Raw genomic sequence first — 13900 nt, forward strand, 5'->3', positions numbered from 1 at the left:
TTTAAAAACGAATGTAAGTTTTTGAAAAAAGCAACGACTAAGTATACAGCTAAGAAAAAGAAAAATTAGTTTTTAGTTAATTGGTTAAATTTAAAGCCTGAGTAAAAACTCAGGCTTTATCATTTTTTATACTATTTGCAATACAAAATAGTTCTTTTTGCCTCTTTGTAAGAGCACAAATTTATTATTTATAAGATCTTTATTTGTAATACTATAATCTTCCTTAACTTTTTCTTTATTTACAGAAATTGAGTTTTCTTTAAGCGCTCTTCTTGCTTCTCCATTAGATTTTAAAAACCCTCCTTTTTCAGCTAGAGCAGCTATAATATCTAATCCGTTTTCTATTTCAGATTTAGCTATTTGCGTTTGGGGTACTCCATCAAAAACATCTAAAAATGTTTTTTCGTCTAAGCCTTTTAAATCTTCACTTGTAGATTTTCCAAATAATATATTACTTGCTTTAATGGCATTATCTAAATCTTCTTTAGAGTGTACCATAACTGTAATTTCTTCAGCCAAACGCTTTTGTAATACTCTTAAATGTGGTGCTTCTTTGTGTTCTAAAATAAGATTATTAATTTCTTCTTCATTTAAAAAAGTAAAAATCTTGATATACTTTTCTGCATCTTCATCACTTGAATTTAGCCAATATTGGTAAAATTTATATGGAGATGTTCTATTTGCATCTAACCAAACATTTCCACCTTCCGATTTACCGAATTTTGATCCATCAGATTTTGTAATTAATGGACATGTAATAGCAAAGCCTTTTCCGCCAGCAACTCTTCTAATTAATTCGGTTCCTGTAGTAATATTTCCCCATTGATCACTACCTCCCATTTGTATGGAGCAATCTCTTTCTCTATAAAGATGAAGAAAATCGTAACCTTGAACCATTTGATACGTAAACTCTGTAAAACTCATACCTTCTGATGCATCAGAAGAAATTCTATTTTTAACAGAATCTTTAGCCATCATGTAGTTTACAGTAATATGTTTACCAACATCGCGTATAAATTCTAAAAACGAAAAGTCTTTCATCCAGTCGTAATTATTCACAAGTTCGGCAGCGTTTTCTTCGTTACTTTCAAAATCTAAAAAATGTGCTAATTGTGTTTTTATAGATTCTTGATTATGACGAAGTGTTTTTTCATCTAATAAATTACGCTCATTTGATTTTCCTGATGGGTCTCCAATCATACCTGTTGCACCACCAACTAAAGCTACCGGCTTATGTCCACATCTTTGATAATGCGCCAAAAGCATAATAGGCACTAGGTTTCCTATGTGTAAAGAATCTGCAGTTGGATCAAACCCAACATAAGCACTTCGCATACTTTCCATTAAATGTTCTTCAGCACCTGGCATAACTGTATGTATCATGCCTCTCCAAGTTAATTCTTCAACAAAGTTCTTTATCATTTTTCTTAAATTTTTACAAAACTATGCAAATATAAAAATACAGGTATAATTACTTATGGATTATGAATAATTCTTTAATTTAGTTGCATGATTTTAGTAACAGGAGGCACAGGTTTAGTTGGAGCGCATTTACTTTACAGACTTGTTTCTGAAAATAAAAAGGTTAGAGCCATTTACAGAACTGAACGTAAACTTGAAAACACTAAGAGTGTTTTTTCTAGCTACAGTAATGATTATAACACTTTGTTTAATACTATTGAATGGGTAAAGTCTGATATTTTAGATATTCCTTCACTTTCTGATGCTTTTATTGGTATAACAAAAGTTTACCATTGCGCTGCATTTGTTTCTTTTGAGCCAGATAAATATCAGCTTTTACGAAAAACTAATATTGAAGGCACAGCCAATATTGTTAATTTAAGTATTTCTAATTCCATTAAAAAACTTTGTTATGTAAGCTCAATTGCTACTTTAGGCAAAACTTTAAATAATGAATCTATTACTGAAGACACCAATTGGAACCCTGAAGAAGATAATAGTGTTTACGCCATAACTAAATATGGAGCAGAAATTGAGGTTTGGAGAGGTACACAAGAAGGACTAGATGCAGTTGTTGTAAATCCTGGTGTTATTTTGGGTGCAGGAATTTGGCATTACGGTACTGGGAGTTTATTTAAAAAAGCTAAAAATGGCTTAAAATATTATACATCTGGAACTGTAGGCTTAGTATCTGTTGATGATGTTGTCACAATTATGATGCAATTAATGGATAGTAACATAATTAACCAACGCTTTATTTTGGTAGCTGAAAATTGGACTTACAAAGATTTTCTTCAAGCATTAGCTAAAGCAGTAAAAACGAACCCTCCTAATAAACTAGCAAGCAGTAAATTATTAAATATTGGTTGGAAATTAGATTGGCTAAAACACAAATTAACAGGAAAGAGAAGACAGTTAACAAAGCATATAGCCAAATCTTTAGCCACCAAAACACATTACAGTAGCGATAAAATAAAAACAGCTTTAAATTACAAATTCAAAGCTGTAGATGACACTATAAGTTCTATTGGGAAACACTATCAGAAATAGGTTCCAATAATCCTTCAAGTTCTTTTATACTTTCTTCATAAAGCTTATCACCTTTTTGCAAAGTATCAATTGTATTAGTCTCTTTTACCAACAAAGAATCTTTATTTTCTTCGTTTTCTTTATTTTCAATTAATAGGTTTGCTAAAGAATCTGCTTCTCTTTTGGTTTTTTCTTTCCATTCTGCAGCTTCAATAGTTTTAAGCTCTTCTTTAAGAGCGACTAAACTATCGGCTAGTTTTGTATATATCTCTTCGTAGTCTTCAATATAAAACGAGTAATAATCGTTACTTAAAGCAAATTGTAAACTATCAATATTATACTTTTTATAAACATACGTATTCATATCAAGACCACTATCGCGCATAATGGTTTTATTTTTTGAATTCGCCGATGTAATAAGTTTAGCATCTATTAATATATTGACCATTTTATCCTTAGAAATTAAATTCTTAGGCTTTTTGGGGCCTTTTAATTTATTACACGCTACAGCAATAAAAAATATACCAACACATAAAATAAATCGTTTTAAAATCATCTATTAAAAGTTAATCGTTTTGCTGCCTTTACATTCGTGAATTTAGCGTTATGATATACTAATGTACCATTTAAAAATGTATGTGTTATTCTTGATTTGAAAGTAGCGCCTTCAAAAGGAGACCAACCACATTTATACAAGATATTATCTTTTGTTACTGTCCAAGGGTTATTTAAATCAACTAATACCAAATCTGCAAAATACCCTTCTTTAATATAGCCACGTTTTTCTACTTGAAACAAAATGGCAGGATTATGACACATTTTTTCTACTATTTTCTCTAAAGGAATTTTACCCTTATGATGCATTTCTAAAATAGCTGGTAGCGCATGTTGTACCAGAGGTCCTCCAGACGGTGCACTTGTATAAACGTTATTCTTTTCTTCTTTAGTATGAGGTGCATGATCTGTTGCAATCACATCAATTCTATCATCCAATAAAGCTTTCCATAATTGATCTCTATCATCCTTAGTTTTAACGGCAGGATTCCATTTGATTAATGTGCCTTTTTTATCATAATCTTCATCAGAAAACCATAAATGGTGTATACAAACCTCGGCAGTAATTTTCTTTTCTGCTAAAGGAATTTTATTTGTAAACAAATTTGTTTCTTTTCCAGTAGAAAGATGAAAAACATGTAATCTAGCGCCTGTTTTCTTTGCTAATTCAATGGCTTTTGATGATGATATATAACAAGCCTCTTCACTTCTAATAATAGGGTGATATTTAATTGGAATATCATCTCCAAATTCCTCAATATGCGCTTTTAAATTTTCTTTTATCGTTGCTTCATCTTCGCAGTGTACCGAAATAACCATATCAGTACTTTCAAATATTTTCTCTAAAACTTCTGGGTCATCAACCAGCATATTTCCAGTAGAAGAACCTAAAAATAATTTTAATCCTGCAACCTGATTTGCTTCAAGTTTTAAAATTTCATCCAAATTATCATTAGTACCACCAAACATAAATGAATAGTTTGCAGATGATGTTTTTGCGGCTATTTCAAACTTTTCTTCTAATTTCTCAATAGTTGTAGTTTGCGGGTTGGTATTTGGCATCTCAATAAAAGAAGTAATACCACCAGCAATAGCAGCTCTAGATTCGGTTTCAATATTTGCTTTATGAGTTAAACCAGGCTCTCTAAAATGCACTTGATCATCTATGGCTCCTGGTAAAAGATATTTACCTTCGGCATCATAAACTAACACATCGGCAGATTTAGGACTAATTGAATCGGCTATTTGTTTAATATATTCACCTTCAATTAACACATCACCACTAAAAATAGTTCCTTCATTAACTATTTTTGCATTTTTTATAAGTGTAATTTTATTTTTCATGGTATTTATTTCTTAAATAAACTTTTCAACTTCATTGAAATAACTCCAAAGATAGCCTCAGAAATTATTCCAGAACTCAATTTAGACTCACCTTTTGTTCTATCAGTAAATATAACCGGAACTTCAACAATTTTAAATTTTTTAATATAGGTTTTAAATTTCATTTCTATTTGAAATGCATAACCTATAAACTTTACAGCATCTAAATCAATCGCTTCAAGTACTCGCCTTTTATAACATACAAAACCAGCAGTAGTATCATGAATTTTCATACCTGTTATTAATCGGACGTATTTAGATGCCCAATAAGACATTAGCACTCTATTCATGGGCCAATTTACAACATTTACACCCGTTTTATATCTTGAACCTATGGCCATATCTGCACCTTCTATATGACAGGCGTTGTAAAGTTTTATAATATCTTTTGGGTCATGAGAGAAATCGGCATCCATTTCAAAAATATAATTATAGCTTTTAGCTAAACACCATTTAAAACCATGAATATATGCTGTACCTAACCCAGATTTTTCTTCTCTTAATTCTAAAAATAATTTTTTTGGAAATTCTTCTTGAAGTGCTTTAACTTTTAAAGCAGTTAAATCTGGCGAATTATCATCTACAATAAGAATATGGATTTCGTCAGATTGAGAAAATACAGCCCTTATTATAGACTCAATATTTTCAATCTCATTATATGTTGGTATAATTACAACAGAATCAAGCATATTCTTTTTTATTGAAATCCTTTTTATTTTTTGCAAATGTACATTAATCAGTGTTTAATTATTTTAAATATTTCCTAATAATACACCCAAATGTTAAAAATTATAATAATTTTATGCCATGCTTCGTCACATAGTTTCAAACGAAATATTTACCATCTTATTAGTTCTAGGATTAGTAATAGTAGCCCTAGCTAAATTAACTGCGCCAAGACGCTTTGATGATTTTATTATGGTACTAGCAAACGATAAGTATCTTAAGATTTATTCTAGAGATCAGAAATTTTTCGACAAGTTTGATGCTTTATTATTTACTAATTTAATTTTATCAGTATCTGTATTCTGTTTTATTGTATTTAAACATTATGCAAGTGTCCAAAATATTTCAGGAAATACTATGTTTAAATTAACCTTTAGCATAGGTGTTTTTATACTAATTAAAGTACTTACTGAGCGCTTAATTGGTAGCCTTTTTGAAATAGATAAGCTTATAGACCAATATGTTTTTCAAAAAATTAGTTTTAAAAATTATTTAGGGCTTTTATTACTTCCTGTAAATGCGTTATTACTTTATAGCTTCCAGCCCACATTACCTTTAATTTACGGTATAATTTCCGTATTATTAATTATTAACATTATTGGTTTAATTAGTTCATTTAAAACACATCAAAGTTTAATAAAACACAACTTATTTTATTTTATTTTGTATCTTTGCGCTCTCGAAATCGCACCCTATGTCATTTTATATAAGGTGTTTATTTCAGATTAAAAGTATAAACGACTTGCGCTTATGAAAGTGAAAACCATTTTAGTATCTCAACCAGAACCTAAAATAGAGAACTCGCCCTACTTCGATTTACAAGAAAAGCAACGTGTAAAAATCGATTTTAGACCATTTATTCATGTTGAAGGCGTGTCTGCTAAAGAAATTAGACACCAAAAAATTGATTTAAGTGATTATACTGCTATTATTTTAACAAGTAGAAACGCTGTAGATCACTTTTTTAGAATTGCCGAAGAAATGCGATTTAAAGTTCCAGACTCAATGAAATACTTCTGCCAGTCTGAAGCAGTAGCTTACTATCTTCAAAAATATGTGGTGTATAGAAAACGTAAAATTTATGTTGGCAAACGTACGTTTACAGAATTATCACCTTTAATTAAAAAGTATAAAGACGAAAAATTCTTATTACCAAATACAGATAAAGTAAAACCTGCAGTACCAGAAACACTTGATGCATTAGGTGTAAACTGGAAACAAGCTACATTTTATAAAACAGTAGTTAGCGATTTATCTGACTTAGCTAATGTTTCTTACGATGTTTTAGTGTTTTTTAGCCCTTCGGGAATTGAATCGTTATTTCAAAACTTTCCAGATTTTAAACAAAATGAAACTAGAATAGCTGTTTTTGGAAATACCACTATTAAAGCTGTTGAAGAAAAAGGATTACGTGTAGATATTGCTGCACCAACACCTGAAACACCTTCAATGACTATGGCTTTACAAAAATATATTGAAAAAGCTAACAAAGGAAAATAAGGCTTTGTTTAATGATATAAAAAAAGGGATGATTTAAAAAATCATCCCTTTTTACATTTAATATATTAACCATTAATAGGTGCTGCTTTATTAAGAGAACTAAATCTATTTGCTTTAAAAACCATAGCGTTGTGGCCCACCACGTCTTATTTCCTCACTACAATGGGCTTCATACTTTTTAAAATTTTCTCTAAACGCATTAGTTAATTTAAAAGCCATTTTATAATAAGCTTCATCATCATTCCATGTTGCTCTTGGACTTAATACGCTTGTTGGCACACCAGGACACGATCTAGGTTGTGCAACACCAAATACAGAATGAATATGATAGTCGTCATAATTATAAAGCCCTAAGTGGCCATCTAAAACAGCATTAATCATAGCTCGCGTATACTTAAGTTTCATTCTAGTACCAACACCATAAGGACCTCCTGTCCAACCTGTATTTACCAGCCATACATTTACTCCTGCATCAATCATTTTTTTACTTAACATTTCTGCATATTTAGAAGGATGCAAAGGCATAAAAGGTGCACCAAAACAAGCCGAGAAAGAAGGCATAGGCTCTTTAACGCCTGCTTCTGTTCCTGCAACTTTTGCTGTATAACCAGATATAAAATGATAAGCCGCTTGGCTAGGAGTTAACTTTGAAATAGGTGGAATAACACCAAAAGCATCGGCTGTTAAAAAGAAAATGTTTTTAGGGTTTTTACCAATAGATGGTGTTTGAATGTTTTCTATATGATCTATTGGGTAACTTACTCTTGTATTTTGAGTAATGGATGTGTCTTCAAAATCCACCTCACCTTTATCATTTAAAATAACATTTTCAAGAATGGCACCTTTTTTAATAGCATCATATATTTCGGGTTCGTTATCTCTTGATAGGTTAATCACTTTAGCATAACAACCACCCTCAAAATTAAACACCGTGTTTTCGTTTGTCCATCCATGCTCATCATCACCTATTAAACTTCTATTTGGATCTGTTGAAAGTGTTGTTTTTCCTGTTCCAGACAAGCCAAAGAATATGGCTGTATCTCCATCTTTACCAACATTAGCACTACAATGCATAGGCATGGTATTTTTAAAAACTGGAAGTATAAAGTTTAAGGCAGAAAAAATACCTTTTTTAATTTCGCCAGTATAACCTGTGCCGCCAATTAATGCTATCTTTTTAGTGAAATTTAAAATAGCAAAGTTATGTTGTCTGGTTCCATCTTCATCGGCAACAGCCATAAAACTTGGAGCATTAACTATAACCCACTCTGGTTTAAAGTCTTCTAGCTCATCTTCTGTTGGGCGCAAAAACATGTTATACGCAAACTGGTTACTCCACGGATATTCATTAATTACACGAATATTAAGCTTATAATTTTTATCTGCACAAGCATAACTATCTCTAACATAAAGTTCTTTCTCAGATAAATAATCAACTACCTTATTATATAATTTATCAAAGTTTTCAGGTTCAAAAGGAATATTTACATTTCCCCACCAAACACGATCTTTTGTAATATCATCTTTAACTATAAACCTATCTTTAGGAGAACGTCCTGTAAATTCACCTGTATTAACTGCTAAAGCACCAGAAGATGCCTCGGTACCTAGTCCTTTTGCTATCGTAATATCATGAAGTTCATCTGGTGATAATTGATAATTTACTATTGCATTTTTGATACCATATTTTTCTAACGAAATCGTTTTCGTAAATTGACCGTAATTTCCCATAAATTATGTAAAATTGATTATTATACTAAATTAAAACAAATATTTAAAGTACACGCTTATTGCTTATATTTTTAGATGAAATCTTCAAGACATCGACAAACATAAAAATCCATGCTAATATTAACGACAAACCACCAATTGGAGTTATAAAACCAATCGTTTTAAAATTAAAGCTAGATAACTCATTTGCAGCTAAGCCATAAATTGAACCCGAAAAAAGAACAACCCCAACTAAAACTAAATAATATATTATTTTTTTTGTTTTTGGTTTTATTACTGAACTACTAGCAACAAATAATAGTAAAAGCGCATGATACATTTGATAACGTACACCGGTTTCAAAAGTTTGTTGAGATTCAAAAGGAATTAATTCCTTTAAAGCATGAGCACCAAAAGCGCCAAAAATAACACTTAAAACCCCTAACAAAGAAGCCGTAATTAAAATTGTTTTATTCATTTTTATATAAATTATTCTCAATAAATACTTTTAATATTTAATAATTTCGTAAAATTGAATGTGTTTTCAGCATTTTACTAGTTATTACAAAATTACTTAACATAAATCAATATGCGAAATATTTTAATCATTGGTTCTGGAAAATCTACTTCATATTTATTAAAATATCTTTTAGAAAAATCTATTTCAGAAAATTTATTTTTAACTGTAGGCGATTTAAATATTGAACATACCAATAACTTAATTGGTAACCATAAAAATGCTAAGGCTATAATTTTAGATGTTTTTGATGTAGTATCAAGAACCAATGCTATAAAAAAAGCAGATATTGTGGTGTCTATGCTTCCTGCACGATTTCATATTGAAGTTGCCAAAGATTGTATTACACACAAAAAACATATGGTAACAGCATCATATGTTAGCCCTGAAATGCAAGCCTTAAATGATGATGTTATTGCTAACAACCTCATTTTAATGAATGAAATAGGTGTAGACCCAGGTATAGACCACATGAGTGCTATGCAAGTTTTAGATAAAATTAGAGATAAAGGAGGTAATATTATTTTGTTTGAATCTTTTACAGGAGGTTTAGTGGCTCCTGAGAGTGATAATAATCTCTGGAACTACAAATTTACTTGGAACCCCAGAAATGTTGTAGTTGCTGGACAAGGTGGTGCTGCAAAATTTCTACAAGAAGGTGCTTATAAATACATTCCATACAACCGTTTATTTAGGCGTACTGAATTTTTAGAAATTGATAATTTTGGTCGTTTTGAAGTCTATGCAAACAGAGACTCTTTAAAATATCAAAATGTATATGGATTAGAAAACATTAAAACACTTTACCGTGGTACAATGCGTCGTGTAGGTTTTAGTCGTGCTTGGAACATTTTCGTGACTTTAGGTATGACTGATGACAGCTACATTATCGATGATAGTGAAAACATGAGCTATCGTGATTTTATTAATGCATTTTTACCTTACAGTCCATCGGATTCTGTTGAATTAAAACTAAGACATCAACTAAAAATTGATCAAGACGATGTAGTTTGGGATAAACTTGTAGAACTGGATATTTTTAACCCTAATAAACCTGTAGGACTCAAGAAAGCATCGCCAGCACAAATTCTACAAAAAATATTAATGGATAGCTGGACACTCTCTAAAACCGATAAAGACATGATAGTTATGTACCATAAATTTGGTTACGAATTGAATGGCAAAAAACATCAAATAGATGCCAATTTGGTTGTTCTTGGCGAAGACCAAACCTATACAGCCATGGCAAAAACTGTTGGTTTACCTGTTGCTATAGCTACACTTGCCATATTAAATGGGACTATAAAAACACCTGGTGTTCAAATTCCTATCTCCAAAGAGGTTTATGAACCTATTTTAAAAGAATTAAAGGAATTCGGTATTGTTTTTCATGAAAAAGAAGTGCCTTATTTGGGGTACAACCCTTTAAATAATTAGTATTTACCTTAGTTAGTTTGAGCTTACATAAATAACCCTAAATACAAATTATGGTTTCAATTAAAAAACTAATAGTTACTTTTATGTTTTAGTTTAAAATAACATGAAACAAAAAGCAAAAACCATAACTATTGATGGTATTGATAAAAAAATACTACGTGCTTTAACAAAAGATGCCAGAACACCTATTTTAGAAATAGCTAGAAATGTTGGTATTTCTGGAGCAGCTATACATCAACGCTTACGTAAACTCGAAAAAACGAAACTTATTTCTGGCTCTAAATTTATTATTAATCATGAAGTTTTAGGCTATAAAACATTAGCATTTGTTGGAATATACTTAGACAAAGCTGCTAATACAGACGATGTTGTTAGTTCCTTAAAACGTGTGCCAGAAGTTTTAGAATGCCATTACACTACCGGAAACTATAGCCTTTTTATTAAACTTTTAAGCAAAGACAATGCACACCTTATGCGTTTACTTCATGAAAAAATACAAACAATAAAGGGTGTTCAACGCACAGAATCCCTTATTTCACTAGACCAACAGATTGACAGACAGGTGCACATATAATAAAATTAAAATATATTAATCAAATACTTATCCTCGGCACACTTATTGACGAATATTCCTTTCAACTTATTAATCAAAAATCAATGAAAAAAATTTATTTAGTATTACTAGTTACTACGTTATTCTCAGCATCTATGTTTTCTCAAGAAAAAACAGAAAACAAAGATGTCTCTAAAAACTTTAATGAAGTAAAAATCAACGGACTGTATTTGGTGCTTGGTGCTTTCGATCTCACTTACGAGCGCACAATTAACGAAGAATCTGCATTTGGTGTAAACGTATTTCTGCCGTTTGACGACGACATTAACGACGATGTTAATTATTACATTTCTCCTTATTATCGTTTTTATTTTGGTAAAAAATATGCTGCAGGCTTTTTTTTAGAAGGATTTGGAATGCTGAATTCCACAAAAGAATACAATTACCTAATTGGCTCCAATACAACAACCAAAGAATCTATTACCGATTTTGCTTTAGGTATTGGTTTGGGAGGAAAATGGGTTACTAGTAGCGGATTTGTTGGCGAATTAAGTTTAGGTCTTGGAAGAAACCTTTTTAATAACGACCGATATGATTATGAAATTATTGGAAAAGTTGGTATAACTGTTGGTTACCGTTTTTAATATAAATTCTATAAAAAACTAAAAACCAAGCTAAATGCTTGGTTTTTTTATATGGTAAGATTCCTGTTTATGCAGGAAATTATTATTACATCTTCATCAACCAAGAACGCACATCGACTTCTTGCTTAATTATATTACGTAAATCTTCAATTTTAACACGCTCTTGCTCCATAGAATCTCTATGACGAATAGTTACTGTACCATCTTCTTTTGAGTCATGATCTACAGTAATACAGAAAGGTGTTCCGTTAGCATCCTGTCTTCTATAACGACGCCCTACGGCATCCTTTTCATCATAAATAACATTAAAATCCCACTTTAACTCTTCAACTATCTGTTTCGCAATTTCAGGTAATCCATCTTTTTTAACTAATGGCAAAATAGCTGCTTTAACTGGAGCCAGTACACTTGGTAATTTTAAAACGGTTCTTGTTGTTCCGTTCTCAAGTTCTTCTTCTTGTAAAGAGTTTGAAAAAACTGCTAAAAACATACGATCTAAACCAATAGATGTTTCTAAAACATACGGTGTATAGCTTGCATTTTCTTCATGGTCAAAATATTGTAATTTCTTTCCAGAATGCTCTTCATGTGCTTTTAAATCGAAATCGGTTCTTGAGTGAATCCCTTCTAGCTCTTTAAAACCAAATGGGAATTTAAACTCAATATCTGCAGCAGCATCAGCGTAATGAGCTAATTTCTCATGGTCATGAAAACGGTAGTTCTCTGCACCCATCCCTAAAGATAAATGCCATTTCATTCTGTGTTCTTTCCAGTAGTCGTACCACTCTTTTTGAGTTCCTGGTTTAATAAAAAACTGCATTTCCATTTGTTCAAACTCACGCATTCTAAAAATAAATTGTCTTGCAACAATTTCATTTCTAAAAGCTTTACCAGTTTGTGCAATTCCAAAAGGAATTTTTTGGCGGCTTGTTTTCTGTACATTCAAAAAGTTAACAAAAATACCTTGTGCCGTTTCTGGGCGTAAATACAAATCCATTGCACTTTCAGCCGAAGCACCAAGCTTTGTTCCAAACATTAAGTTAAATTGCTTAACATCTGTCCAGTTTTTACTTCCTGTTAAAGGATCGGCAATTTCTAACTCTTCTATAAGTGCTTTAACATCGGCTAAATCTTCATTTTCTAAAGATTTTGCCATTCGAGAAAGTATTGTATTTATTTTTTCTTGATAGCCTACAACACGACCGTTTGTAGAAACAAATTCTTCTTTATTAAAAGCTTCACCAAAACGCTTTTCAGCTTTTTTTACTTCTTTCTCAATTTTAGCTTCAATTTTAGCACAATAATCTTCAATTAAAACATCTGCTCTGTATCGCTTTTTTGAATCTTTATTATCTATTAATGGGTCGTTAAAAGCATCAACGTGCCCAGAAGCCTTCCAAGTTGTAGGGTGCATAAATATTGCTGCATCAATCCCAACTATGTTTTCATTCATCTGCACCATGGCTTTCCACCAGTAGTCGCGTATATTCTTTTTTAATTCTGCGCCGTTTTGTGCGTAATCGTATACTGCACTTAAACCGTCATAAATTTCACTACTTTGAAATACATATCCATATTCCTTTGCATGCGAAATTACCTTCTTAAATTGATCATCTTGATTTGCCATGATGCAAAAATAAAAAACCGATTAAAACAAACGTCTTTTTGTGAAAAATAATTAAGTTTACAAGACTACATTTTTATACAATGCTTAAATCTATCGTTAATTTATTCTTTCCTAAGGTATGTAATGCATGCAACAACCTCTTAAATGAGAATACAGACACCATATGTTTAGACTGCAGACACGATTTACCTGTTACAAATTTTCATTTTGATAATAATGATGCCGTAAAAAATGTGCTTTATGGGCGAGCTGAAGTTGAAAATAGCACAGCGCTTTTTAGATTTGAAAAAAAAGGGAATGTACAACGGCTTATTCATAACCTTAAGTATAAGGATAATGAGCATATTGGTTTTGTATTAGGTAATTGGCTAGGTGGCGAATTAAAGACCATTGATGCTTATAAAGATATTGATGCAGTTATTCCTGTTCCATTACACAAAAAAAAGCTTAAAAAACGTGGCTATAACCAAGTTGCTCAATTTGGAAATCAGATAGCCAAGGCTTTAGAGGTAGATTATTTAGATGATGTGCTTTTAAAGGTAACAAATACTAAATCGCAGGTAAATAAAAAGCGATTAGCTAGATGGAATAATAATGAGGAACTTTTTACTCTAGAAAACCAAAATAAAATTGAAAACAAACATATTTTAATAGTTGATGACATTATTACTACTGGAGCAACTCTTGAAGCTTGTATCGCTGTTTTAAAACAATCTAAAAACATTAAAATAAGTATTGCAACTATGGCAATAGCTTAA

At 31.2% G+C, this 13900-nt stretch carries 14 protein-coding genes; 7 read left to right on the top strand and 7 right to left on the bottom strand.

Annotation, left to right across the window (positions count from 1 at the left end; translation table 11 throughout):
- Window positions 1-126: 126 nt before the first annotated feature.
- A complete protein-coding gene (gene tyrS, locus Q0842_RS03055; RefSeq protein WP_298494203.1) occupies window positions 127-1422 on the bottom strand; it encodes a tyrosine--tRNA ligase in 1296 nt (431 codons plus the stop codon).
- An 87-nt stretch (window positions 1423-1509) separates the two neighbouring features.
- On the opposite strand from tyrS, the gene Q0842_RS03060 reads away from it, so the two are divergent.
- Entirely contained in the window at window positions 1510-2511 is a 1002-nt protein-coding gene (locus tag Q0842_RS03060; protein WP_298494205.1) for an NAD-dependent epimerase/dehydratase family protein, read from the top strand.
- Here the strand turns inward: Q0842_RS03060 and Q0842_RS03065 are convergent.
- The 3 genes from Q0842_RS03065 to Q0842_RS03075 are packed head-to-tail and all read right to left on the bottom strand — an operon-like array spanning window position 2486 to window position 5117.
- On the bottom strand, window positions 2486-3046 hold the full coding sequence (locus Q0842_RS03065) for a DUF4296 domain-containing protein (RefSeq protein ID WP_298494207.1): 561 nt from the start codon (window positions 3044-3046) through the stop codon (window positions 2486-2488). The genes Q0842_RS03060 and Q0842_RS03065 overlap by 26 nt on opposite strands.
- A complete protein-coding gene (locus tag Q0842_RS03070) occupies window positions 3043-4389 on the bottom strand; it encodes a dihydroorotase (protein ID WP_298494209.1) in 1347 nt (448 codons plus the stop codon). The genes Q0842_RS03065 and Q0842_RS03070 overlap by 4 nt, the downstream gene beginning before the upstream one ends.
- Before the next feature lie 5 nt (window positions 4390-4394).
- Window positions 4395-5117, bottom strand: a complete 723-nt coding sequence (locus Q0842_RS03075) for a polyprenol monophosphomannose synthase (RefSeq protein WP_298494211.1) — start codon at window positions 5115-5117, stop codon at window positions 4395-4397.
- 118 nt (window positions 5118-5235) lie between these two features.
- Between Q0842_RS03075 and Q0842_RS03080 the strand changes: the two genes are divergently transcribed.
- Window positions 5236-5883, top strand: a complete 648-nt coding sequence (locus Q0842_RS03080) for a DUF4271 domain-containing protein (protein WP_298494213.1) — start codon at window positions 5236-5238, stop codon at window positions 5881-5883.
- 21 nt (window positions 5884-5904) lie between these two features.
- Window positions 5905-6654: a uroporphyrinogen-III synthase gene (locus tag Q0842_RS03085; RefSeq protein WP_298494215.1), complete on the top strand. Its 750-nt coding sequence runs from the start codon at window positions 5905-5907 to the stop codon at window positions 6652-6654.
- 114 nt (window positions 6655-6768) lie between these two features.
- On the opposite strand, the gene pckA is transcribed toward Q0842_RS03085, so the two are convergent.
- Together pckA and Q0842_RS03095 are read right to left on the bottom strand one after the other, a co-directional pair.
- Window positions 6769-8385: a phosphoenolpyruvate carboxykinase (ATP) gene (gene pckA, locus Q0842_RS03090; RefSeq protein ID WP_298494217.1), complete on the bottom strand. Its 1617-nt coding sequence runs from the start codon at window positions 8383-8385 to the stop codon at window positions 6769-6771.
- A 43-nt stretch (window positions 8386-8428) separates the two neighbouring features.
- A complete protein-coding gene (locus tag Q0842_RS03095) occupies window positions 8429-8842 on the bottom strand; it encodes a DUF423 domain-containing protein (RefSeq protein ID WP_298494219.1) in 414 nt (137 codons plus the stop codon).
- Between the two features lie 111 nt (window positions 8843-8953).
- Between Q0842_RS03095 and Q0842_RS03100 the strand changes: the two genes are divergently transcribed.
- The 3 genes from Q0842_RS03100 (at window position 8954) to Q0842_RS03110 (ending at window position 11515) form a co-directional block, all read left to right on the top strand.
- Window positions 8954-10318 carry a saccharopine dehydrogenase family protein gene (locus Q0842_RS03100; RefSeq protein ID WP_298494221.1) on the top strand — a complete coding sequence of 455 codons (1365 nt, stop codon included), beginning with the start codon at window positions 8954-8956 and terminating at the stop codon, window positions 10316-10318.
- A 103-nt stretch (window positions 10319-10421) separates the two neighbouring features.
- Window positions 10422-10892 (top strand): Lrp/AsnC ligand binding domain-containing protein, encoded by a 471-nt coding sequence (locus tag Q0842_RS03105; protein ID WP_298494223.1) that lies wholly within the window; start codon window positions 10422-10424, stop codon window positions 10890-10892.
- Between the two features lie 83 nt (window positions 10893-10975).
- Window positions 10976-11515 carry a DUF3575 domain-containing protein gene (locus Q0842_RS03110; protein ID WP_298494225.1) on the top strand — a complete coding sequence of 180 codons (540 nt, stop codon included), beginning with the start codon at window positions 10976-10978 and terminating at the stop codon, window positions 11513-11515.
- A gap of 85 nt (window positions 11516-11600) precedes the next feature.
- Here the strand turns inward: Q0842_RS03110 and Q0842_RS03115 are convergent, their stop codons facing one another.
- Window positions 11601-13142 (bottom strand): glycine--tRNA ligase, encoded by a 1542-nt coding sequence (locus tag Q0842_RS03115; protein WP_298494227.1) that lies wholly within the window; start codon window positions 13140-13142, stop codon window positions 11601-11603.
- A gap of 80 nt (window positions 13143-13222) precedes the next feature.
- Here Q0842_RS03115 and Q0842_RS03120 point away from each other — a divergent pair, with 80 nt between their 5' ends.
- Window positions 13223-13900: a ComF family protein gene (locus Q0842_RS03120; protein WP_298494229.1), complete on the top strand. Its 678-nt coding sequence runs from the start codon at window positions 13223-13225 to the stop codon at window positions 13898-13900.

Source organism: uncultured Algibacter sp., from assembly GCF_947495675.1.
Taxonomy (GTDB): domain Bacteria; phylum Bacteroidota; class Bacteroidia; order Flavobacteriales; family Flavobacteriaceae; genus Algibacter_B.

Excerpts from the sequence above, each read along its gene's own strand:
- Q0842_RS03070 (WP_298494209.1), bottom strand. The coding sequence starts at position 4,389 with ATGAAAAATAAAATTACACTTATAAAAAATGCAAAAATAGTTAATGAA.
- Q0842_RS03105 (WP_298494223.1), top strand. The coding sequence starts at position 10,422 with ATGAAACAAAAAGCAAAAACCATAACTATTGATGGTATTGATAAAAAA.
- tyrS (WP_298494203.1), bottom strand. The coding sequence starts at position 1,422 with ATGATAAAGAACTTTGTTGAAGAATTAACTTGGAGAGGCATGATACAT.
- Q0842_RS03110 (WP_298494225.1), top strand. The coding sequence starts at position 10,976 with ATGAAAAAAATTTATTTAGTATTACTAGTTACTACGTTATTCTCAGCA.
- Q0842_RS03065 (WP_298494207.1), bottom strand. The coding sequence starts at position 3,046 with ATGATTTTAAAACGATTTATTTTATGTGTTGGTATATTTTTTATTGCT.
- Q0842_RS03060 (WP_298494205.1), top strand. The coding sequence starts at position 1,510 with ATGATTTTAGTAACAGGAGGCACAGGTTTAGTTGGAGCGCATTTACTT.
- Q0842_RS03085 (WP_298494215.1), top strand. The coding sequence starts at position 5,905 with ATGAAAGTGAAAACCATTTTAGTATCTCAACCAGAACCTAAAATAGAG.
- Q0842_RS03080 (WP_298494213.1), top strand. The coding sequence starts at position 5,236 with ATGCTTCGTCACATAGTTTCAAACGAAATATTTACCATCTTATTAGTT.
- Q0842_RS03120 (WP_298494229.1), top strand. The coding sequence starts at position 13,223 with ATGCTTAAATCTATCGTTAATTTATTCTTTCCTAAGGTATGTAATGCA.
- Q0842_RS03075 (WP_298494211.1), bottom strand. The coding sequence starts at position 5,117 with ATGCTTGATTCTGTTGTAATTATACCAACATATAATGAGATTGAAAAT.
- pckA (WP_298494217.1), bottom strand. The coding sequence starts at position 8,385 with ATGGGAAATTACGGTCAATTTACGAAAACGATTTCGTTAGAAAAATAT.
- Q0842_RS03115 (WP_298494227.1), bottom strand. The coding sequence starts at position 13,142 with ATGGCAAATCAAGATGATCAATTTAAGAAGGTAATTTCGCATGCAAAG.
- Q0842_RS03095 (WP_298494219.1), bottom strand. The coding sequence starts at position 8,842 with ATGAATAAAACAATTTTAATTACGGCTTCTTTGTTAGGGGTTTTAAGT.
- Q0842_RS03100 (WP_298494221.1), top strand. The coding sequence starts at position 8,954 with ATGCGAAATATTTTAATCATTGGTTCTGGAAAATCTACTTCATATTTA.